Annotated in this window: 18 protein-coding genes and 2 pseudogenes; 5 read left to right on the plus strand and 15 right to left on the minus strand. The window is 71.6% G+C overall.

All coding sequences use genetic code 11. The features are described from left to right. Nucleotides 1-214: 214 nt before the first annotated feature. The 3 genes from OG842_RS15200 to OG842_RS15210 all read right to left on the minus strand — a co-directional run bounded on the left by OG842_RS15200 (nucleotide 215) and on the right by OG842_RS15210 (nucleotide 3,442). On the minus strand, nucleotides 215-1,255 hold the full coding sequence (locus OG842_RS15200; RefSeq protein WP_266730192.1) for a BMP family lipoprotein: 1,041 nt from the start codon (nucleotides 1,253-1,255) through the stop codon (nucleotides 215-217). Nucleotides 1,256-1,393: 138 nt separating this feature from the next. After that, nucleotides 1,394-2,620, minus strand: a complete 1,227-nt coding sequence (locus OG842_RS15205; protein WP_266733604.1) for an amidohydrolase — start codon at nucleotides 2,618-2,620, stop codon at nucleotides 1,394-1,396. Nucleotides 2,621-2,800: 180 nt separating this feature from the next. Next, complete coding sequence (locus OG842_RS15210; protein WP_266730193.1) at nucleotides 2,801-3,442, minus strand: hypothetical protein; 642 nt, start codon at nucleotides 3,440-3,442, stop codon at nucleotides 2,801-2,803. A 213-nt stretch (nucleotides 3,443-3,655) separates the two neighbouring features. On the opposite strand from OG842_RS15210, the pseudogene OG842_RS15215 reads away from it, so the two are divergent. Further along, nucleotides 3,656-3,996: pseudogene (locus OG842_RS15215) on the plus strand (type II toxin-antitoxin system VapC family toxin). 68 nt (nucleotides 3,997-4,064) lie between these two features. Here OG842_RS15215 and OG842_RS15220 read toward each other — a convergent pair. The 4 genes from OG842_RS15220 to OG842_RS15235 are packed head-to-tail and all read right to left on the minus strand — an operon-like array spanning nucleotide 4,065 to nucleotide 8,714. Continuing rightward, nucleotides 4,065-5,120, minus strand: a complete 1,056-nt coding sequence (locus tag OG842_RS15220) for a hypothetical protein (protein WP_266730195.1) — start codon at nucleotides 5,118-5,120, stop codon at nucleotides 4,065-4,067. 11 nt (nucleotides 5,121-5,131) lie between these two features. Further along, nucleotides 5,132-6,067, minus strand: a complete 936-nt coding sequence (locus OG842_RS15225; protein WP_266730196.1) for an N-acetylneuraminate synthase family protein — start codon at nucleotides 6,065-6,067, stop codon at nucleotides 5,132-5,134. A gap of 44 nt (nucleotides 6,068-6,111) precedes the next feature. Then, entirely contained in the window at nucleotides 6,112-7,344 is a 1,233-nt protein-coding gene (locus OG842_RS15230) for an acylneuraminate cytidylyltransferase (RefSeq protein ID WP_328512255.1), read from the minus strand. 20 nt (nucleotides 7,345-7,364) lie between these two features. Next, a complete protein-coding gene (locus tag OG842_RS15235; RefSeq protein ID WP_328512256.1) occupies nucleotides 7,365-8,714 on the minus strand; it encodes a DUF6716 putative glycosyltransferase in 1,350 nt (449 codons plus the stop codon). 209 nt (nucleotides 8,715-8,923) lie between these two features. Between OG842_RS15235 and OG842_RS15240 the strand changes: the two genes are divergently transcribed. Both OG842_RS15240 and OG842_RS15245 read left to right on the plus strand, forming a co-directional pair. Further along, the gene (locus OG842_RS15240; protein ID WP_266730200.1) at nucleotides 8,924-9,913 is read left to right on the plus strand and encodes a glycosyltransferase family 2 protein; all 990 of its coding nucleotides are present in this window, start codon (nucleotides 8,924-8,926) and stop codon (nucleotides 9,911-9,913) included. After that, complete coding sequence (locus OG842_RS15245; protein WP_266730201.1) at nucleotides 9,910-11,304, plus strand: polysialyltransferase family glycosyltransferase; 1,395 nt, start codon at nucleotides 9,910-9,912, stop codon at nucleotides 11,302-11,304. The genes OG842_RS15240 and OG842_RS15245 overlap by 4 nt, the downstream gene beginning before the upstream one ends. Before the next feature lie 102 nt (nucleotides 11,305-11,406). Here OG842_RS15245 and OG842_RS15250 read toward each other — a convergent pair whose 3' ends face one another. The 3 genes and pseudogenes from OG842_RS15250 to OG842_RS15260 form a co-directional block, all read right to left on the minus strand. Continuing rightward, nucleotides 11,407-13,791: a glycosyltransferase gene (locus tag OG842_RS15250; protein WP_266730203.1), complete on the minus strand. Its 2,385-nt coding sequence runs from the start codon at nucleotides 13,789-13,791 to the stop codon at nucleotides 11,407-11,409. Continuing rightward, nucleotides 13,788-15,305, minus strand: coding sequence for a hypothetical protein (locus tag OG842_RS15255; protein ID WP_266730205.1), 1,518 nt, complete (start codon nucleotides 15,303-15,305; stop codon nucleotides 13,788-13,790). Before OG842_RS15255 ends, OG842_RS15250 begins: the two co-directional genes overlap by 4 nt. 209 nt (nucleotides 15,306-15,514) lie before the next feature. Next, a pseudogene (locus OG842_RS15260) lies at nucleotides 15,515-15,853 on the minus strand (TetR/AcrR family transcriptional regulator C-terminal domain-containing protein); the annotation flags it as partial. Between the two features lie 35 nt (nucleotides 15,854-15,888). On the opposite strand from OG842_RS15260, the gene OG842_RS15265 reads away from it, so the two are divergent. Continuing rightward, nucleotides 15,889-16,590, plus strand: coding sequence for an FAD-dependent monooxygenase (locus tag OG842_RS15265; RefSeq protein WP_443063983.1), 702 nt, complete (start codon nucleotides 15,889-15,891; stop codon nucleotides 16,588-16,590). Nucleotides 16,591-16,599: 9 nt separating this feature from the next. On the opposite strand, the gene leuE is transcribed toward OG842_RS15265, so the two are convergent. The 3 genes from leuE to OG842_RS15280 all read right to left on the minus strand — a co-directional run bounded on the left by leuE (nucleotide 16,600) and on the right by OG842_RS15280 (nucleotide 19,607). Then, nucleotides 16,600-17,265 carry a leucine efflux protein LeuE gene (gene leuE, locus OG842_RS15270; RefSeq protein WP_259928170.1) on the minus strand — a complete coding sequence of 222 codons (666 nt, stop codon included), beginning with the start codon at nucleotides 17,263-17,265 and terminating at the stop codon, nucleotides 16,600-16,602. A gap of 60 nt (nucleotides 17,266-17,325) precedes the next feature. Further along, complete coding sequence (locus OG842_RS15275) at nucleotides 17,326-17,937, minus strand: Uma2 family endonuclease (RefSeq protein ID WP_328512257.1); 612 nt, start codon at nucleotides 17,935-17,937, stop codon at nucleotides 17,326-17,328. An 89-nt stretch (nucleotides 17,938-18,026) separates the two neighbouring features. Next, on the minus strand, nucleotides 18,027-19,607 hold the full coding sequence (locus OG842_RS15280; protein WP_328512258.1) for an acyl-CoA mutase large subunit family protein: 1,581 nt from the start codon (nucleotides 19,605-19,607) through the stop codon (nucleotides 18,027-18,029). A 241-nt stretch (nucleotides 19,608-19,848) separates the two neighbouring features. Between OG842_RS15280 and OG842_RS15285 the strand changes: the two genes are divergently transcribed. Beyond that, nucleotides 19,849-20,751: a L,D-transpeptidase family protein gene (locus OG842_RS15285; protein ID WP_328512259.1), complete on the plus strand. Its 903-nt coding sequence runs from the start codon at nucleotides 19,849-19,851 to the stop codon at nucleotides 20,749-20,751. A gap of 213 nt (nucleotides 20,752-20,964) precedes the next feature. Here the strand turns inward: OG842_RS15285 and OG842_RS15290 are convergent, their stop codons facing one another. Together OG842_RS15290 and OG842_RS15295 are read right to left on the minus strand one after the other, a co-directional pair. Then, a complete protein-coding gene (locus OG842_RS15290) occupies nucleotides 20,965-22,107 on the minus strand; it encodes a hypothetical protein (protein ID WP_328512260.1) in 1,143 nt (380 codons plus the stop codon). Then, on the minus strand, nucleotides 22,086-22,844 hold the full coding sequence (locus tag OG842_RS15295; RefSeq protein ID WP_266730213.1) for an RNA polymerase sigma factor: 759 nt from the start codon (nucleotides 22,842-22,844) through the stop codon (nucleotides 22,086-22,088). Before OG842_RS15295 ends, OG842_RS15290 begins: the two co-directional genes overlap by 22 nt. Nucleotides 22,845-22,870 lie beyond the last annotated feature (26 nt).

Consider the following 22,870-nt stretch of genomic DNA (forward strand, 5'->3'; position numbering starts at 1 on the left):
CTCTCCTTGGCAGGAGCGGAGGGCGGAGGCGGTGGGAGCGTGAAAGGTATCGCGCCGGGCGGACGCTACGCGCGTAGCGCCACCGAATCGTTGGCCACCTGATGACAGGTGGCGGACCGTGTGCGTACGGCTACGGCAAGTCGGCCGGGCCGGTACGTGAAATCGGGGCCCGAGTGAGCCGAAGCGGCTCACCCGGGCCCCGATCGACGGTGGATCAGGTCGTGGTCTTGACCTTGATGGTGCCGTCGGCGATCTTCTTCTTCGCCTCGTCGAGCTTGGCCTGGATGTCCTTGATGTGGTCACCCGTGGTGGTCAGGCTGACGCCGTCCTTGGCCAGGGTGTACGTCTGCGTGCCGGTCAGCGGCTTGCCGTCCTTGACGGACTTGACCAGGTCGTAGACACCGCCGTCGACGTTCTTCACGACCGAGGTCATGATCGTGTCCTTGTACTTCGACAGCGACGGGTCGAGGGCCTGGTCGGAGTCGACGCCGATGGACCAGGCGCCCTTCTTGCCCGCGACGGCCTCGATCGAACCGGCACCCGAGCCGCCCGCGGCGGCGAAGATGACGTCGGCACCCTTGTCGAGCATGCCCTTGGCGGCGTACGAGCCCTTGTCGGGGCTGCCGAAGCCGGACAGGTCCGAACCGGTGGACAGGTACTGGATCTGCACCTTGGCCTTCGGGTTCGTCTCCATGACGCCCTGCTGGAAGCCCGCGGCGAACTTCTTGATCAGCGGAAGGTCCACACCGCCGATGAAGCCGACCTGGCCGTCCTTCGACTTCAGCGCGGCGGCGACACCGGCGAGGTAGGAGCCCTGCTCCTCGGTGAAGACGATGCTGTCGACGTTCTTCGCGCTGGCGACCGAGTCGACCAGGCCGAAGTTCACCTTCGGGTACTTGGCGGCGATCTTGTCGACCGCGTCCTTGTACGCGAAGCCGACCGCGACGACCGGGTTGTAGCCGCCCTCGGCGAGCGACTCCAGGCGCTGCTCACGGTCGGCGGGGGTCTCACCGGTCTTGGCGGTGAGCTCCTTGGTCTCGGCACCGAACTCGGACTTGGCCTTGTCCAGGCCACGCGCGGCGGAGTCGTTGAACGAGTTGTCACCACGGCCGCCCACGTCGTAGGCCATGCCGATCTTCATCTTGCCCTTGTCGGAGCCGGAGCTCTCGGTGGACGACTCACCGCACGCGGTGGCGGTGAACGCGAGGGCCGCAGTGACGGTACACGCAGCGGTGATCTTGGATACCCGGCGCAAGGGAAGGCTCCTTCAAACCTGACCGAAGCGCCTCTTCCGGCGCTGGTTTCGCCGCGATCGTAACGCGCGTAGATGTCAGATAAAGCCCTGTACGGAAGCCGTTATCGGATCGTCGCGAACCAGTGGTGACGTCTCCGGTTACGGATGGTTGCGGTCGAGCAACGCGGAGGCAGTGAACAGCTCCACGGCGACCGTGATCGCCTCCTCATCGGCGTCGAAATCACCCCGATGCAGGTCGAGCCGGGCAGTGTCGCCGGGCGTGCGGACCCCGAGCCGGGCCATGGCGCCGGGGACGTGTTCCAGGTACCAGGAGAAGTCCTCGCCGCCCAGGCTCTGTTCGGTGTCCTCGATCGCATACGATCCACGGCGCGCGGTCATCGCCGTGGCGAGCAGATCGATCACGGCGGCGTCGTTCACGACGGGCGGGACGCCCCGGACGTAGTCGATCACCGTCTTGGCGCCGTGCATCCCGGCCACCTCGTCGATGGCGGCGTGCACCAGGTCGGGGGCCTCCCGCCAGGCGGCCAGCTCCAGGCAGCGGACGGTGCCCGACAGTTCGGCGTGCTGCGGGATCACGTTGCAGGCGTGACCGGACTCCAGCCGCCCCCAGGTGACGGCGAGCCCGGCCCGCGCGTCGACCCGGCGGGCCAGCAGCGCGGGCACCTCGGTGGCGACCTTGGCGGCGGCGGTGACCAGGTCGGTGGTCAGGTGCGGGCGGGCGGTGTGGCCGCCCGGACCGTCGAGCGACACCTCCAGCCGGTCGCAGGCCGAGGTGATCGCCCCGACCCGGAGCCCGATCCGCCCCACGTCCACCTTCGGGTCGCAGTGCACCCCGATGATCCGCCCGACGCCCTCCATCGCCCCGGACAGGATCGTGTCGGGCGCCCCGCCGGGCAGTACCTCCTCGGCCGGCTGGAAGATCAGCCGTACGGGGTTCGGGAGCAGCCCCCGCCGGTCGAGCTCGGCGAGCACCAGCCCGGCGCCGAGGACCGAGGTGGTGTGGATGTCGTGCCCGCAGGCGTGCGCCCGGTCGGGGACGGTGGAGCGGTACGGGACGCCGGTCTTGGTGTCCGGGATGGGCAGTGCGTCGATGTCCGCGCGCAGGGCGAGCATCGGCGCGGTGGAGCCGTCCCGCGTGCCCACGTCGCAGATGAGCCCCGTCCCCGTGTCGAGCACCCGGGGTTCCAGTCCCGCCTTCTCCAGCCGGGCCTGGATGGCCGCGGTGGTACGGAACTCCTGGTTGCCCAGCTCGGGGTGCATGTGCAGGTCGCGCCGGAAGGCGATCAGCTCGGCACGCAGGTCCTCGGGCAGGGTGCCGGGCAGCGCCTCGTCGCCGGGCGGCTGGGCATCGGAATCGCGGGACATCAACTGGTTCACCTGGTGAAGGGTAAGGCCCTTCCCCCTTCAACTGACCATGAAACAAGAAAAGTTCAGCCACATAGACGAATAAATGACTGCGTCGTGGCGTGTGAGGTGACGGCCGGGTGGGTACACTCGCCCCCTTTTGCGCCATGATCGGCGGCCGCGACGGACCACCGGCCTCCATCAGCCGGACAGCCCCCGGCGCACCGGCGTCAGCGCCACCCCGAGGAACAGGGCCCCGACCGGCAGCAGATCCAGACTCACGGCCATCACCACCGTCCCCGCCAGCACCAGCACAGGCGCCCATGCCCGGACCAGCTCACGGCGGAGGAAGGCGAGCAGGGTGACGAGGGCCAGCAGCCCGAGCCAGAACAGCATCGGCACCACGGTGTAGACCAACGGCATCACACCGGGCACGCCCTGCACCCGGTCGAACATCTCGCTCATGGCCTCTTTGTCCGCCGCGACGAAGCCGACCCCCAGGTCGATCACCGCCTGCACCACCACCGCCGCCGCACCGAGCAGCCCGGTCCAGGCGGCCACCTCACAGGCGACCCGCCCGCCCCCGCGCTCCCCGGCCGGCCCCCGCAGCCCCAGGAAGACCGGCACGAAGGCGAGCACCCCGGCCAGGAACAACAGATGTGCCACCGTCCACCACACCCCGGGCCCGTAGTCGCCGACGGATCGCCCGGCCAGCCGCACCACCCCGTACCCCGCCATCAGGGCGGGCCCCGCAAGAAGGGCCGTTGCGGCCGTCACCCCGGCCGTGCCCTGCGTACCGGCCGCCCCACCATGCCGCTCCGTCGCCGTCCTCATCGTTGTCATGCGTTGATGCTCGCGCCCGGCCGACCCTGACCGCCATCGGGACCTTCCCCCAACAAACCCTGGGGGTACGCCACTTACGGGTCAGGGTGATCCATGACGCACCGCAGGCCTGCCTACCGGCATCGGCATCGGCATCGACCGCCATTCCCCGGCAGGCAGGAGCCGGCCGCCGTCGGCGCATGCCCCGGGATCACGGAGTAACCACATGTCGTCCTGTGGCGGCTCGACGACTCCGCCGAGCTCACCGACATCAAGCACCTGCTGGACACGGAGCCCTCGGTCCTCGTCGGTGCGGTCACCCCGTGGGAGATCGCGATCAAGCAGTCCCTGGGAAAGCCCGAAGGTCCCGAGGACCTGGCCGAACGGGACGGGACAGCCAGTTCACCCCGCTTCCGATCACCACGGGACACGGCGTGCGGGCGGGCGGACTGCCCGCACATCACCACGATCCGTTCGACCGGCCACTGATCGCACAGGCCCAGACCGAGGGAATGACGATCCTGACCCGCGACAAGTGGATGCCCTCCTACGACGTGCAGGTCATGCCCGTCTGACGGATCTGCGCCCTTCGTTGCCCCGGGCGTTCGGCGGGCGGGGCCGAGAGGTGCCCGCCCGATGCTTCCTACGCCTCCGTCACCGCCGTCGCCCGCCAGGGCGCCAGGCGCTGGACGTCGCGGGCGGTTTCCGTGACGCCGCTCAGGAAGCCCTGGGCGCGTGGGGACGCGGTGTCGCGGAGCCATTCCGGGGCGATGTCGCAGACCGCGACCTTCACCTCGGTGCCGGCCAGGGCCAGGGGGAGGGTGTGGACGACCGTGGAGGGGAAGCTGAGGACCGTGCGGCCGATGGGGCCGCGGCGGGCGATGAGTTCCAGGGGGAGGTCGGGGCGGACGATCTCCAGGCCGGTGGCGGCCTCCAGGGCGTGGAGCTTCTCGGTGGACTCGCGGCGGTGGGCGAAGTAGCGGGTCGCGCCGTGGGTGCGGGACAGGGCCGCGACGGCCTCCAGGTACTGGTCCCGGTCGACCACGCCCGTCTCGACCAGCGAGGTGCCGACCAGGTCGGCGCCCTTGGTGAGCAGCGGCGGGCCGAAGCGGGCGCGGGTCCAGGCGAAGGTGTTGGAGGTGACGCTCACGCCGGGCGGAGCCTCGACCGGCATGGCCGTGAAGACCTCGACCGTGCGGGTGGCGGACGGGGTGAAACGGCTGCGGGCGCGGGCCGTGACCGGGGCCAGGACCAGTTCGCGGGGGCCCGAGCTGCCCTTGCGGTGCCAGCGCACCAGGCGTTCGCCGCGCGCCAGTTGGGCGACGAACTCCATGGTGGCCGTGCCGTCGTCGACCACGGTGAGGCGGCGGGCCCGCACCATGGTGAGCAGGAGTTGTACGTACCGGGAGAACGGGTCGCCGATGACGATGTGCTGCGCCCTGCGGACGAGTCCGGACAGGTCGCGCAGGCTCTTGAGGGGCGCGCCCGCGCCGCCGCGCGCCTCCTGCCAGCGGACGTTGATGCCCTCGTCGCGGGCCAGCTCCGCCATCCGGCGCAGCTGACCGCGCGACATCGGGTCGACCGGGGGGAGGACGACGACCGTGATGTCCGTGAGGACCCGGTCGCCGCCTCCCTCTGCGTAGGCCCACTCCAGGACGTTCAGGAGCTGGACCGGGCTCTCGACGAAGGCGAGGTTCACCGGTCGGCCCGTCAGACCGCGACCGGCTCGGCGGCCGGGGCCGCCTCGGTGCTCTGGGCGACGACGCCCGCGACCCGGCGGAGCTTCTTCATCGGGCCGAGCTCGGACTCGTACACCTTCTTGACGCCGTCGCCGAGCGAGGCCTCGATGGTGCGGATGTCGCGGACCAGGCGGGTCAGGCCCTGCGGCTCGACGGAGGCGGCCTGGTCGGAGCCCCACATGGCGCGGTCCAGGGTGATGTGGCGCTCGACGAACGCTGCGCCGAGGGCGACGGCGGCCAGCGTGGTCTGGAGGCCGGTCTCGTGGCCGCTGTAGCCGATCGGGACGTTGGGGTACTCCTGCTGGAGGGTGTTGATGACCCGGAGGTTCAGCTCCTCGGCCTTGGCCGGGTACGTCGAAGTGGCGTGGCAGAGCAGGATGTTGTCCGAGCCGAGGACCTCGACCGCGTGGCGGATCTGGCGCGGGGTCGACATGCCGGTGGAGAGGATGACCGTGCGGCCGGTGGCGCGCAGGGCGCGCAGCAGCTCGTCGTCGGTGAGGGAGGCGGAGGCGACCTTGTGGGCGGGGACGTCGAACTTCTCCAGGAAGGCGACGGCCTCGGTGTCCCACGGGGAGGCGAACCAGTCGATGCCGCGCTTGGCGCAGTGCTCGGAGATGGCCTGGTACTCGGCCTCGCCGAACTCGACGCGGTGGCGGTAGTCGATGTACGTCATCCGGCCCCAGGGGGTGTCGCGCTCGATGTCCCACTGGTCGCGCGGGGTGCAGATCTCCGGGGTGCGCTTCTGGAACTTGACGGCGTCGCAGCCGGCTTCGGCGGCCACGTCGATCAGGGCAAGGGCGTTGTCGAGGTCGCCGTTGTGGTTGATGCCGATCTCGCCGGTGACGTAGACGGGGTTGCCGGGGCCGGCGGTGCGGGTGCCGAGGGTGCGCAGACGGGAGGTGCTCATGAGGTGTGTTTCCTTAGCTAGAACGGGTTTGGGGGACCCGGGGGTTACTTGGGGGACTGGGCAGTGGAAGTCGTGAGGGTGGGGCCGAGCAGCCAGGCCGCGATCTCGCGGATGGCGCCGAAGCCGCCGGGGGTGGTCGTGACGGCGCGTGCGGCCGCCCGTACCGAGTCGTGGGCACTGGCGACGGCGACGGGCCAGCCGGCGAGTGCGAAGCACGGCAGGTCGTTGACGTCGTTGCCGACGTACAGGACACGTTCGGGAGCGATGGACTGTTCGTCGCACCACTGCTTGAGCGCCCGGTCCTTGCGGTCGATGCCGTGCAGGACGGGGATGCGCAGCTTGTGGGCGCGGGCGGCGACTACCGGGTTCTGCTCGCTGGAGAGGATCAGCAGCGGCAGTCCGGCCTTGCGCAGGGCGGCGATGCCCAGGCCGTCGCCGCGGTGGACGGCGACGATCTCACGTCCGTCGGCGTCGATGAGGACCCGGTCGTCGGTCTGCGTGCCGTCGAAGTCGAGGACGACCGCGTCGATGTCGTCGAGGGTGGGCAGCGGCGCGGGGTCGAGCAGCGGTGCGAGGGCGCGGGCGCGGGCCAGGTCGTGCGGGTCGTCGACCTCCAGGACCCGTGCGGCGTCGGTGCGCACCAGGGCGGTGTGGCCGAAGAAGCGGTGGCGGTGGGTACGGAAGCCCGCCACGTCCATGGCGTACGCGGTGCCCGTTTCCAGGAGGTCCTCGGGGCGGTCCTGGCGCATCTGCCGTACGGACTTGTCGTGGTTGACGCCGTAGTTGTCCTCCTCGATCGCGCTGCCGTCGCGCCAGAGGAAGCCGTGGAAGGGGGCGACGGTGACCGCCGTGTCGGCGCCGTCCCGGGCGACCGCGGCGGCGACGCCGTCGATGTCCTCCCGCAGCACGAAGGGGCTGGTGCACTGGACCAGCAGCACCACGTCGACGGTCCGCTCGCGCATCGCCTCGTAGGCGTCCAGGGCGTGCAGCACCGCGTCCTCGCTGCTCGACCTGTCCCCGGCGATGGCCGCGGGGCGCTGGACGATGTGCAGCCGCTCGGCGGCGCCGAGCGTGTCACCGGCGGCGCGGGCCGCGTCCGCGATGGCCGCGTCGTCGGTCGTCACGACGACGTCGGTGACCTCGCGGGAGGCCAGGCAGGCGCGTACGGCGCGGGCGATCAGCGGTACGCCGCCGACCTGGGCGAGGTTCTTGGCCGGTACGCCCTTGGATCCGCCGCGGGCGGGGATCACGGCGAGCACGGTGGGGGTCGGGGTCATCTCTGCTCCTGAAGTGGTGTTCACAGCTCGCCCATCCGTCGGATCACCGGGGCGACCCGCTGGACGCCCTGCCGGTACGCGCCGCGCGCCGCCTCCCGGACCGCCTCGCGGACCGCGCCGCGCACTCCACCGGTCTCGCGGGGCCGTTCGGCGCCCGGCAGCGGGTGTCCGTCGGCGGCGAGGTGGTGGCGGGCGAGGATGCCGGGGAGGTAGCCGGGGGCGGTGGCGGGTGTGTAGTACGGGGCGAGGTCGGGCAGCCGGGCCGCGGCGAGCAGCGCGTCGACGCGGGCGCGGGCGTGGTCGTAGGCGGTGGCGTACGTGCCGTCGGCGGCGACGCCCTGGCCCGCCAGCCACCGCGGGTCGGGCTCCGGGCGGAAGCCGCCGTCCAGGTGGTCCCAGGAGGTGAGCAGGCCGGAGCCGATGAAGTGGTGGTTGCCCAGCGCCTCGCGGACGCCGAGGTCGGTGAGGACCGCGGTCGGGACACGCCGGTGCAGGGACTCCAGCGCGGCGGTCGAGGAGACCGTGACCAGCAGGTCGGTGCGGTCCAGGACCTCGCCCATGTGCCCGTACACCAGACGGAAGTTGGGCGGCAGTCCGCCGGGCAGCTTCTCGGCGAGCCGCTGGTACGGGAGCTCCTCGATGTGCGTGGTGTGCTCGCCGGGCTTGGAGCGCAGCTTCAGCAGCACCTCGCGGTCCGGGTGCAGCCTGGCGTGCTCGACGAGCCTGCGCAGCAGGTACATGCGGTCGTCGCGGGAGGCCGGCACGGAGGGCTGGGCGGCGAAGACGACGGTGTCGCGGCCCTCCTGCGGGCGGTGCGGCTCGCCGCCGAGGAACGGCAGCGCGGCCTCGGTGACCGCCGAGGCGTCGGCGCCCACTCCCTCGTACACCGCGCGGAAACGCTCCGCGTCGTGGCGGGAGTTGGCAAGGACGATGTCCGCGCCGTGCCGCAGCAGCAGCCCGTCGGCGAGCTTCTCGTAGACGACGCCGACGTAGCCGGTGACGACGACGGGCCTGGCGGGCAGCCGCAGTGCGGCGAGTCCGTGCAGCATCGCCTGGACGGCTCCGCCGACGAGGGCGAGCACGACGACGTCGTACCCCTCGTCCCGCACGGTGTGCAGGAATTCGACGGCCGTCACCTCGTGGACCCGGCCGGCCTCGATACCGACGTCGCCGACCTCGGCGAGCTGGCGCGGGGTCGGGGTGGCCCGGCCGCGCAGCAGCAGTCCGCTGATCTCGACGCGCTGCGCCGACGCCCCGGACGCCCCGGCGGTGAGGCGGCGCGCGGTGAGCGCGCCCCATTTCCACCGGGTGTCGGAGTCGGCGAGTACGGCTACCCGGAGGGCGGTCGTCTTTTCGGTACGTGGGGGCACGTCCCAGAACTTAGGAAGGCATTTCGATTCGCGGCCCAACGTGACGGCAACAGCTGGTTAACAGCCCGCCGACGCTTGGCGAATCGCCTCCACAAAGGGGACGCAATCGCCCATGATTCGGCCCGGTTCATCATTCCGACATTCGCCGTTCACTCGCCGTCCCTCCCGGCGCCAAGGCAAATGACGGGCTCACGCCTAGCGTGAGACGGGTGGTTAAGCTCTCGGTCATCGTGCCGTTCTACAACGTGCAGACATACGCCCCCGACACCTTGAGAAGCCTGCGGGCGAACGCCCGCGAGGACTTCGAATTCATCCTCGTCGACGACTGTTCGACCGACGGGACCGCGGAGATACTGCGCCGCGCCGAGGACGAGATTCCGGGGGTGGTCGTACGCAGACACAAGCAGAACGGCGGACTGGCCACCGCCCGCAACACCGGCCTGGACGCCGCACGCGGCGAGTACCTCGCGTTCCTGGACGGCGACGACTGGCTCGCCCCCGGGTACTACGCCGAACTCGTGGCCCGTACCGAGGTGTTGGGCTGCGACTTCGTCCGTACCGACCATGTCCAGGTCGAGGGCCGCAACCGCAGCGTGCACCGCGTCCCGCACGGCAGGCGCGGCGAGGTACTGGACCCGCGGGACGCGATCCTGCCCGCCGAGCGGTCCACCTCGGTCGACTATCCGTACGCCTGGGCCGGGCTGTACCACCGGCGGTTGCTGGACCGCGGGCTGCTGCATTTCACGGACGGCCTGCGCACCGCTGAGGACCGCCCGTGGATCTGGCGGCTGCACCGTGAGGCCGATTCCTTCGCGGTGCTGGGGATTCTCGGAATTTTCTACCGGCGCGGTGTCGCTTCTTCGCTCACGCAGATCGGCGACGTACGCCAGCTCGATTTCATTCGCTCGTTCGACCAGGTCATTCGGGAAACCGCGGAGGACCGCGACGCACAGGTACTGCTGCCGAAAGCGGTCCGTACCTATTGCGCGATCATTTTTCACCACATGAGCTCGATCGAAAGGTTCGAACCCGCCGTGGCCCGCACCCTGAAGTCCATGAGTGCGGCCGCGCTCAGGCGAATGCCGCAGCAGGTGCTCGACGACGCCCTGGACTCGATGGACGCGCAGCGCGCCACCGTGCTGCGCCGGCTGCGCCGCCGTCCGGCCGCCGCGGGCGCCAAGGAGGTGTCGGCCGCGTGAACACCGCCCGGACCCGCACCACGCAGATCTTCCTCGCCTCCACGCTCTACGGCGCCGCCACCCTCGCCGCCGCGCTCGACGCGGGCTGCTTCCCCGACGCGGACCGCCGCATCCTGCTCGTCTCGAACAACGCGGCCGTGCCGGAGACGACGGCCTCCCTCGACACGATGCCCGGCTTCGACGCGCTGCGCGGCCGGTTCGACGACGTGGTGTCGTGGAACACGACGATCGCCCCCTTCCACCCGGGCGGCTGGGCGCCGCGCCCCGACGACGTACCCCTGTGGGAGCGCCATCTGCGCCTCGCCTGGGAGCTCGGCGACGACGACATCGAGCTCGCGGTCGAGTCGATCCAGGTCAACCCCGCGATGGCCGTCGCGCAGATCTTCACCGGCGCGCCGCTCGATGTGTACGCGGACGGGCTGATGAGTTACGGCCCCACCCGCAACAAGATCGACCCGCTGGTCGGTACCCGGGTGCGCCGGCTGCTCCACCTCGATCTGGTGCCGGGGCTGAAGCCGCTGCTGCTCACGGAGTTCGGGGTGGCGCCGCAGATCGTGCCGGGCGAGGTGTTCCTCAAGGTGCTCGGTGAGCTGGCGGACGCGCCCGAGGCCCAGGACGGGATTCCGGCCGTGGAGGCGCCCGCGCTGCTGCTCGGCCAGTACCTGTCGGCGCTCGGGCTGATCAGCGCGGCCGAGGAGGAGGAGCTGCACCTGCGGATGATGCGCGGCGCGGTCGAGCTCGGCCACACCCGCATCGTCTTCAAGCCGCATCCCACGGCCCCGGCGCAGTGGTCGAGGGCGATGGGCGAGGAGGCGGAGAAGCTGGGCGCGGAACTGACGGTGCTGGACGACGGAGTGCTCACCGCGCCGGTCCTCGCCGAGGTGCTCTACCAGCGGATGCGGCCGGCCCTGGTCGTCGGCTGCTTCTCGACGGCGCTGTTCACCGCTTCGCGGTTCTACGGGCTGCCGGTGGCCCGGGTCGGCACCGGGATGCTGCTGGACCGGCTCGCCCCGTACGAGAACAGCAACCGCGTCCCGGTCACGCTGGTGGACGCGCTGCTGCCGGAGGTCACGGACCGGGCGGCCGTCGAGCGGGCGGGGACGGCGCGGGGCGCGGAGGCGGCGGACGCGGTGGACGCGGCCGACCTGACCGGGCTGGTCACCGCGGTCGGCTTCGCGATGCAGCCGAGGATCTACCCGGGGCTGCGGCCGGCCGCCGAGCGGTATCTGGCCGCCCACCTGTCCGCCTCCACCTGGCGGTACTTCAAGCGGAAGCGGCTGACCTCGCTGGCGCTGCCCGGGGCGGTGCCGGCACAGCTCGCGTTCCTGCCGCGCAACGCGGTGGTGCGCCGGGTGGCGCGGTCGGTGCGGCGCCGGGTGGTGCGGGGGTAGGCGCGCCGGGTACGGGGCGGGGCAAGGCGCCGAGCCCCTCCCCCGCGCCGGGTACGGGGCGGGACGCCTGATCCGGCGCCCCGCCCCGTACCCATGGCGCCCTCAGACCGGCACGCCGCCCTGGATCACCCGCAGGTCCGCCGCGTTGGCCTCGGTGACCTTCCAGAGTTCCCGCTGCCGGCCGTGCACATCGGCGACGCTCGCCGCGTGGTCGTCGAGCAGTCCGGCCGCCCGCTCGGCGAGCCGGGCCCCGAGGTGCCGGTCGTGGACCGAGATGCCCCACTCCGGGCGGTCGATGTCGGCGAGGAAGTACGCCATCTTCGGGTGCGAGATCAGGCTGATGATCGGCGTACCGCAGCCGAACGGGATCATCCCCGCGTGCCCGCGCATCCCGATGACCAGCCTGGTCCGGGCGTAGGTGTCCCGGATCGCGTCGTTGTCGAAGTCGTACATCGGGATCACCGGCAGCGCGATGCCGTGTTCGCGCCGCAGGTCGAAGGCGATCCGCTCGTCGTCCAGCGAGTGGGCGACGCACCGCACCTCGGCCCGCTTGCCGAGCTCCCGCACCGCGGTCGCCATCTCGGCCAGGAAGTGCCCGTAGTCGTGCCCGAAGCGGAGCCCGGAACGGTCGTACGCGGCGTTGACGAGCACGGTGTCCTCGCGCCGCTCCGGGTCCGTCCAGCCGTCCACCAGCTGCCTGGTGACCGTGGTCGGGCAGGGCTGGAAGCGCACCTTGTCGTGGAGCGAGGCGGGCAGCAGTTCGCGGACCTTCTCGATGGAGCCGTGGTTGCGCAGCCCGAAGAACGAGGCCCGTTCGACGAGCTTTCGCAGGCTGGAGAGGAACCTCTCCCGCCCGTGCCCGTACGCCTGCCCGTCGAAGGCGTTGAAGCCGACCGCGTAGACCATGACGGGTACGTCGATCCGGTCGAGCAGTTCGTCGGGGACGTTCCACTGCCAGCCGCTGTTGCCGTTGGGCGCGGTGTCCGGGATGAAGAGGCCGCCGCCGCCGATGACCAGGCCGCGGCGTTCGTTGACCCGTTCCAGCGCGGCCTCGTCGAAGAGCCGGTGGGCGTGGATCGAGTGCCACCGCCGCGGGCCGGTGTCCCGGCCGAAGGCCAGCCGTACGCTCTCCGGCAGCAGCTTGTCCCCGGCGTTGCCCTGGCGCTCCATGTAGAAGGCGACATGGGCGAGCTGGCCGGCGGCGGGCCCCTCCACGGGCGGGGTCAGGTCGGTGGTGCGCTTGTGCATCAGCCGGTTGGCCCGGTGGGTGGGGTCGACCGCGAGGCCCTTGAGTGCGTACTCGGCCGCCGCGTCGTCGTCGCCGTGGATCCAGGCGATCTGGGCGAGGCGGGCGAAGGCGGTGGCGGCCCGGTTGGGCGAGGCGGTGGCGAGCAGCAGCCGGGCGCGGGCCTCCTCGTAGCGGGAGACGCTCATCAGGGCGTGGCCGAGGACCTCGTGCGGCCAGGACTCGTCGACGGGGATCCGGACCCGGCCCAGCAGATCGGCCGCCTCCTGGTACTCGCCCGCCGCGATGTGGGCGGCGGCGACCTTGCGGGCGTCCTCCGGGGAGCCGGTGCGCGCCACGTGCGGGGTGCCGTAGTGGACCAGCAGATCGTGGTGCTTGGCACCGGGCAGGGCCAGGTACGCGGCGTGGAACTCGGCGTCGGACAGCTCGAATTCGTGCCAGCGGTCCTCGGCCTCGCGGTATCCGGCCTCGCCGCCCTGCCAGGGCTTGTGCCGCCCGGTGAAGTGCAGGATCGCGGTGGAGTCGGGCACCGGGAGGTCGCCGGAGAGACGCCGCTTGACGAAGTTGTAGCGGGCGTCGAGCTGGACGAATTCGCCGTCGAGCACGGCGTTGAGGATGCCCTGGTCGTGCTTGTCGAGCTCGTACGTACCGGCCTGCCCGACCTCGTCGATCCGCGCGCAGAACGCGTCGCTCAGATACTCGCGCTGGATCACCAGCAGTCCGCTGTTGAGCTTGTGCTGCCCGTAGAAGAACTGCGGTACGGCGGCCAGTCCGTCGCGCAGTTCGAGCAGTTCACCGAGATCGCCGAGGACGACCATGTCGGTGTCCAGGGTGATCACGGTGTCGTAGTCGCGGACCCGGAAGACGTCGAGGATGAAGTAGGCCTTGCGGACCAGGTAGTTGTCCTGGTCGCCCTTGGCGTACGAGTCGTAGTGCCCGGCGTCGACGCGGCGGAAGTCGATGCGCGGGTGCAGGGCCCGGATCTGTGCGACGGAGGCGGGGCGCAGTCCGTCGTGCAGGACGAGGAAGTCCTCGCAGACGTTCGGGTTGGACAGGGCCAGGCTGCGCAGCAGGGCGAGGAAGCCGGGCAGGTAGTTCTCGTCGACGAAGCTCGCGAAGGCGACCCGGCGCTTGCCGGTGAGCGGGTTGGCGGGCGCGGGCGAGGCGGGGAGGGCCGTCGCGGACGGGGCGGTGGCGGACGGGGGCGTGGTGGAAGAAGGCGTGGCGGTCGTCGTCGTCATCGCAGGCGGATCCTCATGTCGGTGACGCTCTGGGCGCGTTCCATGACCCACGCCTTTTCGCTGGTGTACTCGTGCACGGAGGTGATGGGCATCCGCATCGCGCCGGGCAGCCGGTAGGCGCCGCTCTCGTAGAAGTCGAAGCCGATCAGGTCGAGCCGGCTGCTGACGTCCAGGTGGTCCAGGAGCCACAGCATGTTGAAGCCGGTGGTGGGGATGGCCGGCCAGACGTCGGCGCCGACCCGCCCGATGTCGCGCAGCGGCCAGCGCAGCGACTCGTCGCCCAGGTACTGCTGGGCGCCCGGGACGAGGCGGTTGCGCAGGGAGTGCTTCCAGTCGCCGGAGACCCCGCCGAAGACCAGCCGGGTGTGCACCTTCTGGTCCCAGTTGAACCCGTGCTTGTGGATGGTGGCGTGGATGTCGGTGCGCCGGCCGGTCGCCGCCGGGTCGATCCGGTACGAGTTGAACCGTACGACCAGGTCGTAGCCGTCGATCTCGGTGCCCATCGAACTACTGCCGACGCGCTGGGAGTTGGCTATCAGACAGATGGACTTGCCCGCGATCCGGTTGCGGAACTCGCCGACCGTGGTCCACTCGACACCGCCGAAGGTGGGGTCCGCGACCGGGCCGCGCATCCGGCTGCGGCGCTGTTCGGCGTAGAGGGCGACGATCCCGGTGAGCCCGGCCACGGCGGCGGGGTCCGTTCCGGCCGCCTCCATGGCCAGTGCGAGGTACTGGGAGGTGGCCTCCTGGATCTCGGTCACCGGGGCCCCGGTGCGTTCCTGGGCGAGCAGGGCGCCGACCAGCAGGGGCTCGGCCCGGCGCCAGTCGCCGCGTGCCTGGAGGGCCAGGCCCTCGGCCCAGGACTCGGTGACGGGGCGGGCGGCGTGCTCGGCGGCGGCGGGGCAGTCGCGCTCCAGCCTCCGCAGCAGCTCGTCCTGGAGCCGCGCGCCCGCCCGCAGCCCGACAACCTTGGCCGCGACGCCGAAGCCGTCGTCCTCGGTGAACGAGAGGTAGCGCTCGTACGCCTCGATGGCCGCGGTCTCCGCGCCCATCGCCTCCAGCGTCCTGGCCCGCAGCCGCCAGCCGGCCCGGGAGCCCTTGCGCTGGGTCAGCACGGTGTCGCCGATGAGCACCGAGAGCTTCAGCTCGTCCTCGTAACCGCAGTCCAGCGCCTTGTTGCCGACCGCGAGCAGCGGGTCGAGCAGCTCGTCGGCGAGGGCCGGGGCGGAGCCCGCACCCGCCTTGCCGCCCCGCCGCATCAGCGGGATCGAGGACGCGGTGCCCGCGGAGGCCACGGGCTGCGTCGCGGCGTGCACGGCCAGCAGGTGGCGCAGCGCCTCGGCGAGTGCCGTACGCCGCCGGTCGAGCCCCGCCACCAGCTTGGTGCTGTGCGCGGCACAGGCCCGCAGGCACACGTCCACGTCGGTCGGGGTGACGGAGGCGAGCGGCGAGGCGGCGCTCCCGGGCGGGGCCGCGTCACGTTGCCGTGGCCAACGGGTGCGGGCTTCTCTCATGGCGCTCCAAGCGTCTGTGCCCGTGGGGGGAGGGGGCGTGTGCGGTCGTGCGGTCACCGGAGCGCACCGGGGCCCCGCCCCGTCGGGGGGGCGGATGCCCGGCGCGCGTGTTCGGTTCCGCTTCACGCTAAGAAAGCTGAACGGCCACCGGATGAACTCACCCTGTCGGTACAGGAAACCTCGCACCGACCGCGCTGGTACGGGCCTTCTCAGCGCACCCCGTACCGCGCCTCGACGCCCGCGACGATCAGCCGCAGCCCGTCCTCGAAGCGTTCGTCGTAGTTGGCGAAGATCTCGGCACCGGCCGCGGCGGCGAGCGGGTACGCGGCCAGGCGTGCGGCCCGCTCGTCGACGTCGTAGCCCTCGCGCCGCTCGTCCGGCATCGGCCGCACGCCCTGCTCCTCGGTGACGAAGCCCATGGTGTACGCATACGCGGTGGTGCCCGCCCGGACGGCCTGCCACAGCTCGTATCCGGCGTCGACCATCGTCCGCAGATGGGATTCGAGGCCGTCGGCGTGGTCGGTCCCGGTGAATTTGGCGCCGCTGTACTCAAGGAGGGCGAGCCCGACACGTCCCCGGACGGGTGCGCGCACTGGTCGCCGCCCGTACGCATCTGACGGCCGGGGACATCACCGAGGTCCGCTGGTCGTCCGACTTCCGGCCGCGTGCCGCGCTGGCCGACCGGTTCCGCGACGGCCGGGTCTACCTGGCGGGCGACGCCGCGCACGTGCACTCCCCCGCGGGCGGCCAGGGCCTCAACACCAGCGTGCAGGACGCGTACAACCTGGGCTGGAAGCTCGGCCAGGTGCTGCGGCACGGTGCGCCCGTCTCCCTGCTCGACAGCTACGAGCAGGAGCGCCGTCCGGTCGCCGCCTACATGCTCGGCCTGTCCACCCGGATCCACCGGGGCGAACAGGAACGCGGCGCGGCGGCCCAGCAGCTCGGCCTCGGCTACCACGAGGGCCCGCTGTCGGTGGGCCGGGCCGGCGCCCTGCACTCCGGCGACCGCGCGCCGGACGGCCCGACGACCGGGGGCCGCCGCCTCTTCGACGTCTTCCGGGGCCCGCACTTCACGCTGCTGGCGGTCGGCACGGACACCGGGCTCCCGGCGTTCGACGGCGACGGCGGTCAGGTACTCGTGCACCGCACGGGCGCCTGCGAGGCGTACGGCAAGGGCCTGTTCCTGGTCCGCCCCGACGGCTACATCGGCTGGGCGGGCGAGGACGCCTCGGAGCTGGCGCGGCACGTGCCCCGGTTCGGACTCGCCCCGGTCACCCCCTGCTGAGCGGGGGCGTCACACGCTGCTGAGCGAGAGCTTCGCCGCGAACCCCAGGAAGAGCAGACCGGCCGCCGAAGTGGCCCCGGCCGACAGCCGCTTGCGGCGGCGGAACGCGGCGGACAGCCGGGTGCCGCCGAATATCAGCATCGACAGATAGAGGAAGCTGGCGATCTGCAGCAGGGTGCCCAGCACAAGGAAGGAGAGCGCCGGGTAGGCGTAGTGCGGGTCGACGAACTGCACGAAGAACGAAATCAGGAACAGGATCGCCTTCGGGTTGAAGAGGCTGACCACCAGCGCCCGCCGGTACGGCCGCTCCATCGCCGCCGCGGCCGCGGGCCCCGCGTCCTCCTCGGTCAGCTCGGCCATCCGCCGGTGCCGCTCGCGCCACATGGTCACCGCGGCCCGCAGCATGCCGATCGCCAGCCAGGTCAGATAGCCCGCACCGGCGAACTTGACGACGGCGAAGAGCACCGGCGTCGTCTGCAGCAGCGACGAGGCCCCGAGCGCGGACAGCGTCATCAGGACGGTGTCCCCGGTCCACACCCCGGCCGCCGCCACATACCCGGTCCGCACCCCGCGCCGGGCGGCGACGGAGAGCACGTACAGCGAATTCGGCCCCGGCAGCAGGACGATCAGCACCAGGCCGGCGAGATAGGTCGGAAGATCGGTGACACCCAGCATGAAACGGAGTGTCGCACGCGAGTACGACACTCTGTCCAGGGGGTTCGGGAAGGCGAGGGGTCAGTCCTCGTCGCCGTCGAGGAGGCGGTCGACGGAGAGTTTCATCTCGACTCCGACCACGTCAGGCACGGTGAACGAGGTCCCGCGCTTGTGGTGCGCCTTGTTCTTGTACTCGCCGCCCCGGGGATCGGTGCAGAGCAGCACCTGGTCGTGCTTGCGGTCGGCCACCACGTAGACCGGAATGCCCGCCTGGGCGTAGTCCTCGACCTTGGGGCCGAGGTCGTCCGCCCAGTTGGCCGACGTCACCTCCACGACCATGCGGAAGACGTGGGCGGCGTAGCAGTTCTTCATGACATGGGCGTCCTTGATGTCGGCCTCGACGACCGACAGGTCGGGAATCGCGTAGTCCTCCGGCCCGGAGGGCAACCACAGCCCGACGCCCTGGACGAGTCTGAGCCCCACGGTGCGCGCCCGCGCCCCGAACTCCTCACCCAGCCAGGACAGAGCCAGAGCGTGCGATACGTCCGCCGGTGGTGTCACAGTGAGCCTCCCCTGGAGAATCTCCACGCGATGCCCAGGCAGCGAGCGTGCGAGCTGGTCGGCTGCCTCGCCGAGCGTCAGCTCCGGCTGTTCCTGCACGTGCACCTGCTCCTCGTGCTGTATTACGGCCACGGCATCCTCCTTTCGGGGGCCACTGTCCATGAGCTTATCCAGGGTCGCGGACATTCAGCGAGAGATCACCCGCACGGGTACCCGCCCCCTCAGAACGCGTCCGACGGCGCATACCTCCCCCACACCTCGCGCAGCGCGTCGCACACCTCGCCCACCGTCGCCCGCGCCCTGAGCGCGTCCCTCATCGGGTACAGGACGTTGTCCGTGCCCTCGGCCACCTTCCGCAGCCGGGCCAGCGCGGTGTCCACCGCGTCCTGGTCGCGCCCGGCGCGCAGCCCCGCCAGGCGGGCCGCCTGCTCGGCCTCGATCGCGGGGTCGACGCGGAGCGGCTCGTACGGCTCCTCCTCGTCGAGCTGGAAGCGGTTCACCCCGACCACCACGCGCTCCGCGCTGTCGGTCTCCAGGGCGATGCGGTACGCGGAGCGCTCGATCTCGCTCTTCTGGAAGCCGCGCTCGATCGCGCTGACCGCGCCGCCCATGTCCTCGACCTTGGCCATCAGCTCCAGGGCGGCGGCCTCGACCTCGTCGGTCATCGTCTCGACGACGTACGACCCGGCGAACGGGTCGACGGTCGCGGTGACGTCCGTCTCGTACGCCAGGACCTGCTGGGTGCGCAGGGCCAGCCGGGCGGACTTGTCGGTGGGGAGGGCGATCGCCTCGTCGAAGGAGTTGGTGTGCAGCGACTGGGTTCCGCCGAGGACCGCGGCCAGGCCCTGGACGGCGACGCGGACCAGGTTGACCTCGGGCTGCTGGGCGGTGAGCTGGACGCCCGCGGTCTGGGTGTGGAAGCGCAGCATCAGCGACTTCGGGTTCTCGGCGCCGAACTCCTCCCTCATCACCCTGGCCCAGATCCGGCGGGCGGCGCGGAACTTGGAGACCTCTTCGAGGATCGTGGTGCGGGCGACGAAGAAGAAGGAGAGGCGGGGCGCGAAGTCGTCGACGTCCATGCCGGCCGCGACGGCGGTACGTACGTACTCGATGCCGTCGGCGAGGGTGAAGGCGATCTCCTGCGCGGGCGAGGCCCCGGCCTCGGCCATGTGGTAGCCGGAGATCGAGATGGTGTTCCACTTCGGGATCTCGGCCCGGCAGTACTTGAAGACGTCGGCGATCAGCCGCAGCGAGGGGCCGGGCGGGAAGATGTACGTGCCGCGCGCGATGTACTCCTTGAGGACATCGTTCTGGATGGTGCCGGTGAGCTTCTCCGCCGGGACGCCCTGCTCCTCGCCGACCAGTTGGTAGAGCAGCAGGAGCAGCGCGGCCGGGGCGTTGATCGTCATGGACGTGGAGACCCGGTCCAACGGGATCCCGTCGAACAGGACCCGCATGTCGTCGATCGAGTCGATCGCGACCCCGACCTTGCCGACCTCGCCGGACGCGATCGCCGCGTCCGAGTCGTGGCCCATCTGGGTGGGCAGGTCGAAGGCGACGGACAGGCCCGTCGTCCCGTTGGCGATCAGCTGCTTGTAGCGGGCGTTGGATTCCGTGGCCGTGCCGAAACCCGCGTACTGGCGCATCGTCCACGGCCGGCCGGTGTACATCGTGGGGTAGACGCCGCGCGTGAAGGGGTAGGCGCCCGGCTCCCCCAGCTTCTCGGCGGGGTTCCAGCCGTGGAGTGCGTCAGGCCCGTAGACCGGTTCGATGGGCAGTCCCGACTCCGACTCGCGCGTCATCTGCTGTGCCTCCCGCTGAAGCTGCCCAGTAAAGCTACTTGCTGGTAACAACGATTCCCGCGACGGACTGTAGCGGTCGGCGCGAGACCGTTGGAGGGGCAGGCGCTGGGACCTTGCTCACAGCCCCTGCCCGCCGTGCTCGTCGCCGTTCTTCCCCCATCATGCGCGGGCTTTGGCAACCGGGCAGAGCGGGAATCCGTCCAATGGGACACCGGACGCAGCGGACGCACAGGGGGCCGAGATGACAGGCAGCACCACCAGGAGCACCTCACGGAACGCGGAACGGGGCCGGGCGGGGGCAGCGGCGGTGCTCGCCGTCCTCACCGTCGCCACCGCGACGGCCGGCTGCAAGGCGCAGGCCACCGGCAGCGCACCGGCGGCCTCCTCCTCGCCGCGGGCCACGGCCACCGACGACGACAAGCCCGCCTCGCCGCCGTCCTCGCCCACCGCCTCACCGTCCTCGGCGCCGCCGACGGCCACGGCGTCGCCCACGCCGAAGCCCGACCCGCAGGGCACGACGCTCATGGCGAGCGGTTCCCAGGGCAAGCAGGTACGGGAACTGCAGGCCCGGCTGCGGCAGATCGGCCACTTCGACCGCAGCCCCACCGGCTACTACGGCACCGTCACGGTCGCCGCGGTCCAGTCCTTCCAGGGCAAGCGGGGCCTGACCCGTACGGGCAGGGCGGACACCCTCACCTGGCAGAAGCTGCTCGGCATGACGCACGAGCCGACGACCGCCGAGCTGAATCCGCCGACCACCCGGCAGGTCGCCAAGCCGGACAAGCGCTGCATGACCGGCCGGGTGCTCTGCATCAGCAAGAACAGCCGGACCCTGTCGTGGATGATCGACGGCAAGGTCATGTCGTCGATGGACGTCCGCTTCGGCTCCCAGTACACGCCGACGCGCGAGGGCACCTTCTCCGTCTACTGGAAATCCCGCCACCACGTGTCGTCGATCTATCACACGGCCATGCCGTACGCGATGTTCTTCAGCGGCGGCCAGGCGGTGCACTACTCGGCGGACTTCGCGGCCCGCGGCTACAACGGCGCCTCGCACGGCTGCGTCAACGTCCGGGACGAGGGGAAGATCGCCTCGCTCTTCGCCCAGGTGAAGAACGGCGACAAGGTCGTGGTCCACGGGTAGGGCCGGTCCGGCCGAAGAAGGAGAAGAGGCGCGGGCGGGACCGGGGGAACGTGTCCCGCCCGCGCCATGTGCGCTGAGCCGTAGGTACGGGGGGAACCCCGGCTCTGTGCGCTGCCGATGACCAGTCGGCTCACTCAGTACTGCGCCGCGGCCTCGAAAAACGTCACACCTGTTGGTGGCGGGCCGAAAGAAGCCTGTCGCGGGCGGTCTCGCTCAGCCCTGTGAACCGGCGCGCACGCCGGAGGTACGGGCCGAAGGCGTCAGGGAGACCGGGGTCGAAGGAAGCCGCACACCGTTGGCGAACCGGGCCGACGGGGCGGTGCCGGCGGCGGAGTCGGAGGCGTTGCTCCCGTTCGAGCCCTCGTCGTTCTGCTCGTCGCCGCCGTCGCCGCCCTGGTTGCCCTGGCCCTTCTCGGACCGCTCGATCACGCGGTCGCAGAACCGGTCCAGGTTCTCGGCACCGTTGGCCAGCGCCTCCAGCCTGCGCCTGCGCTTCTCGCTCAGGTTGCCGTCGCGGTAGTCGCGGCAGGCCTGGAGCGCCTTGGCGTACCAATCGGCGGAGCTGTTCTTCCCGGGGGTCTCGGGCTGCTCGCTGTTCCGGTTGCCGCCCGGGGAGCCGGTCGCGGCGTCGCCGGGCTTCCGCTTGTCGGCCTCGCCCGGCTCCGTCGCCCGGCCGGAACTGCCGCGGTCCTGGCCACCGGTCGGGGCCGAAGGGTCCGTTGGCGACGGGGAGGTGCCCGTTCCCGGGGAGGCGGACGGCGGCGGCTGCGCGGTCTCGTCCGTGGTGAGCCCGTCGGAGCCGAGCTCCTCGGGCGTCGCCTCGGCCGAGACGGAGGAGGCCGGCAGGGGGTGCCCGCCGAACGGTCCGGGGAGCATTCCGGTTCCGGCCGCCACGGCCACCCCGCCGAGCGCACAGCCGGCGAGGGAGGCGACCAGGCCGTAGCGGACGGGCCTGCTCCAGCGCGAGGGGCGGGTACGTCCGGAGACCGCGGACGCGGTGGCGCGGGGGACGGAGCCGCCGGCGGCGGCCTCGATACGGACCGGGTCGAGCACCTCGGCACCGGCGAGAGGGCCGTCCGCGGCACCCTTGAGCCGCGCGTCCGCCCGCGTCTTCGCCCGCGCGGAGCGGGAGGCGGTGCGGAAGGCGGTGAGCGCCGCGGCCTCGCCGGGCAGTTCACCGGTGGCCGGGCGGGTGGCGCGGGCGGCGGCGTCCAGCGCGGCCACGAGCCTCTCGGCGTCCGTACACGACCGACCGCCGACGGGATCGACCGGCTCGCCGCGGAGCAATCTCTCCGCGGCGTCCTTGTCAAGCCATTCGTACCGCTCGTCGGCCATCACATGTCCTTCTGCGTCCACGGACGCGAATGCGTCACACCGGCCGGCGCCGCCAGACCGTTGCGGGCGGGGCGCTGGGCGGGCACCGCGTCGAGTTCCGCCGTCCGGGCAGCCGTGCTCCGGTGCGGGGCGGACGGGTCCGCCGGATCTCCTTCGGGGACACCGTCGACGGCGCCGCCCCCGTCGTCGTCGTCGCCGTCGTCGTCGCCGTCCGTGCGCAACAGCTCGGCCAGCCGCTTCAGGCCCCGGTGCGCGGCGGTGCGCACCGCCCCCGGGCGCTTGCCCAGCGTCTGCGCGGCGCCCTTCGCGTCCAGGCCCACGACCACCCGCAGCACCACTGCCTCGGCCTGGTCCTGCGGCAGCTGGGCGATGAGCGACATCGTGCGGCCGGTGGCCAGGGCCTCCATCGCCTCGTCGGCGGTGTCGGACTCGGCCGGCCGCTCGGACAGTTCCGACTCGTCGCCGCCGATCGCGGGGCGTCTGCCGCGCATCCGCAGATGGTCCAGCGCACGGTTGCGGGCTATCCGCGCCGCCCAGCCGCGGAAGCGGTCGGCGTCGCCGCTGAACCGGTCGAGATCGCGCGCTATCTGCAACCAGGACTCGGACGCCACGTCCTCGGCGTCCGGCTCCCCGACCAGTGTCCTTATGTAGCCCAGCAGCCGCGGCTGCACAGCGCGGTACACAGTACGGAAGGCGTCCTCGTCCCCGTCCTGCGCCGCGAGTACCGCGGCAGTGAGCTCCGCGTCGTCCCCCAGCACTCCCTCAACCTGCCCTGCTGTCCCGA

It is taken from the genome of Streptomyces sp. NBC_00376 (genome assembly GCF_036077095.1).
In the GTDB taxonomy this organism is placed as follows: Bacteria; Actinomycetota; Actinomycetes; order Streptomycetales; family Streptomycetaceae; genus Streptomyces.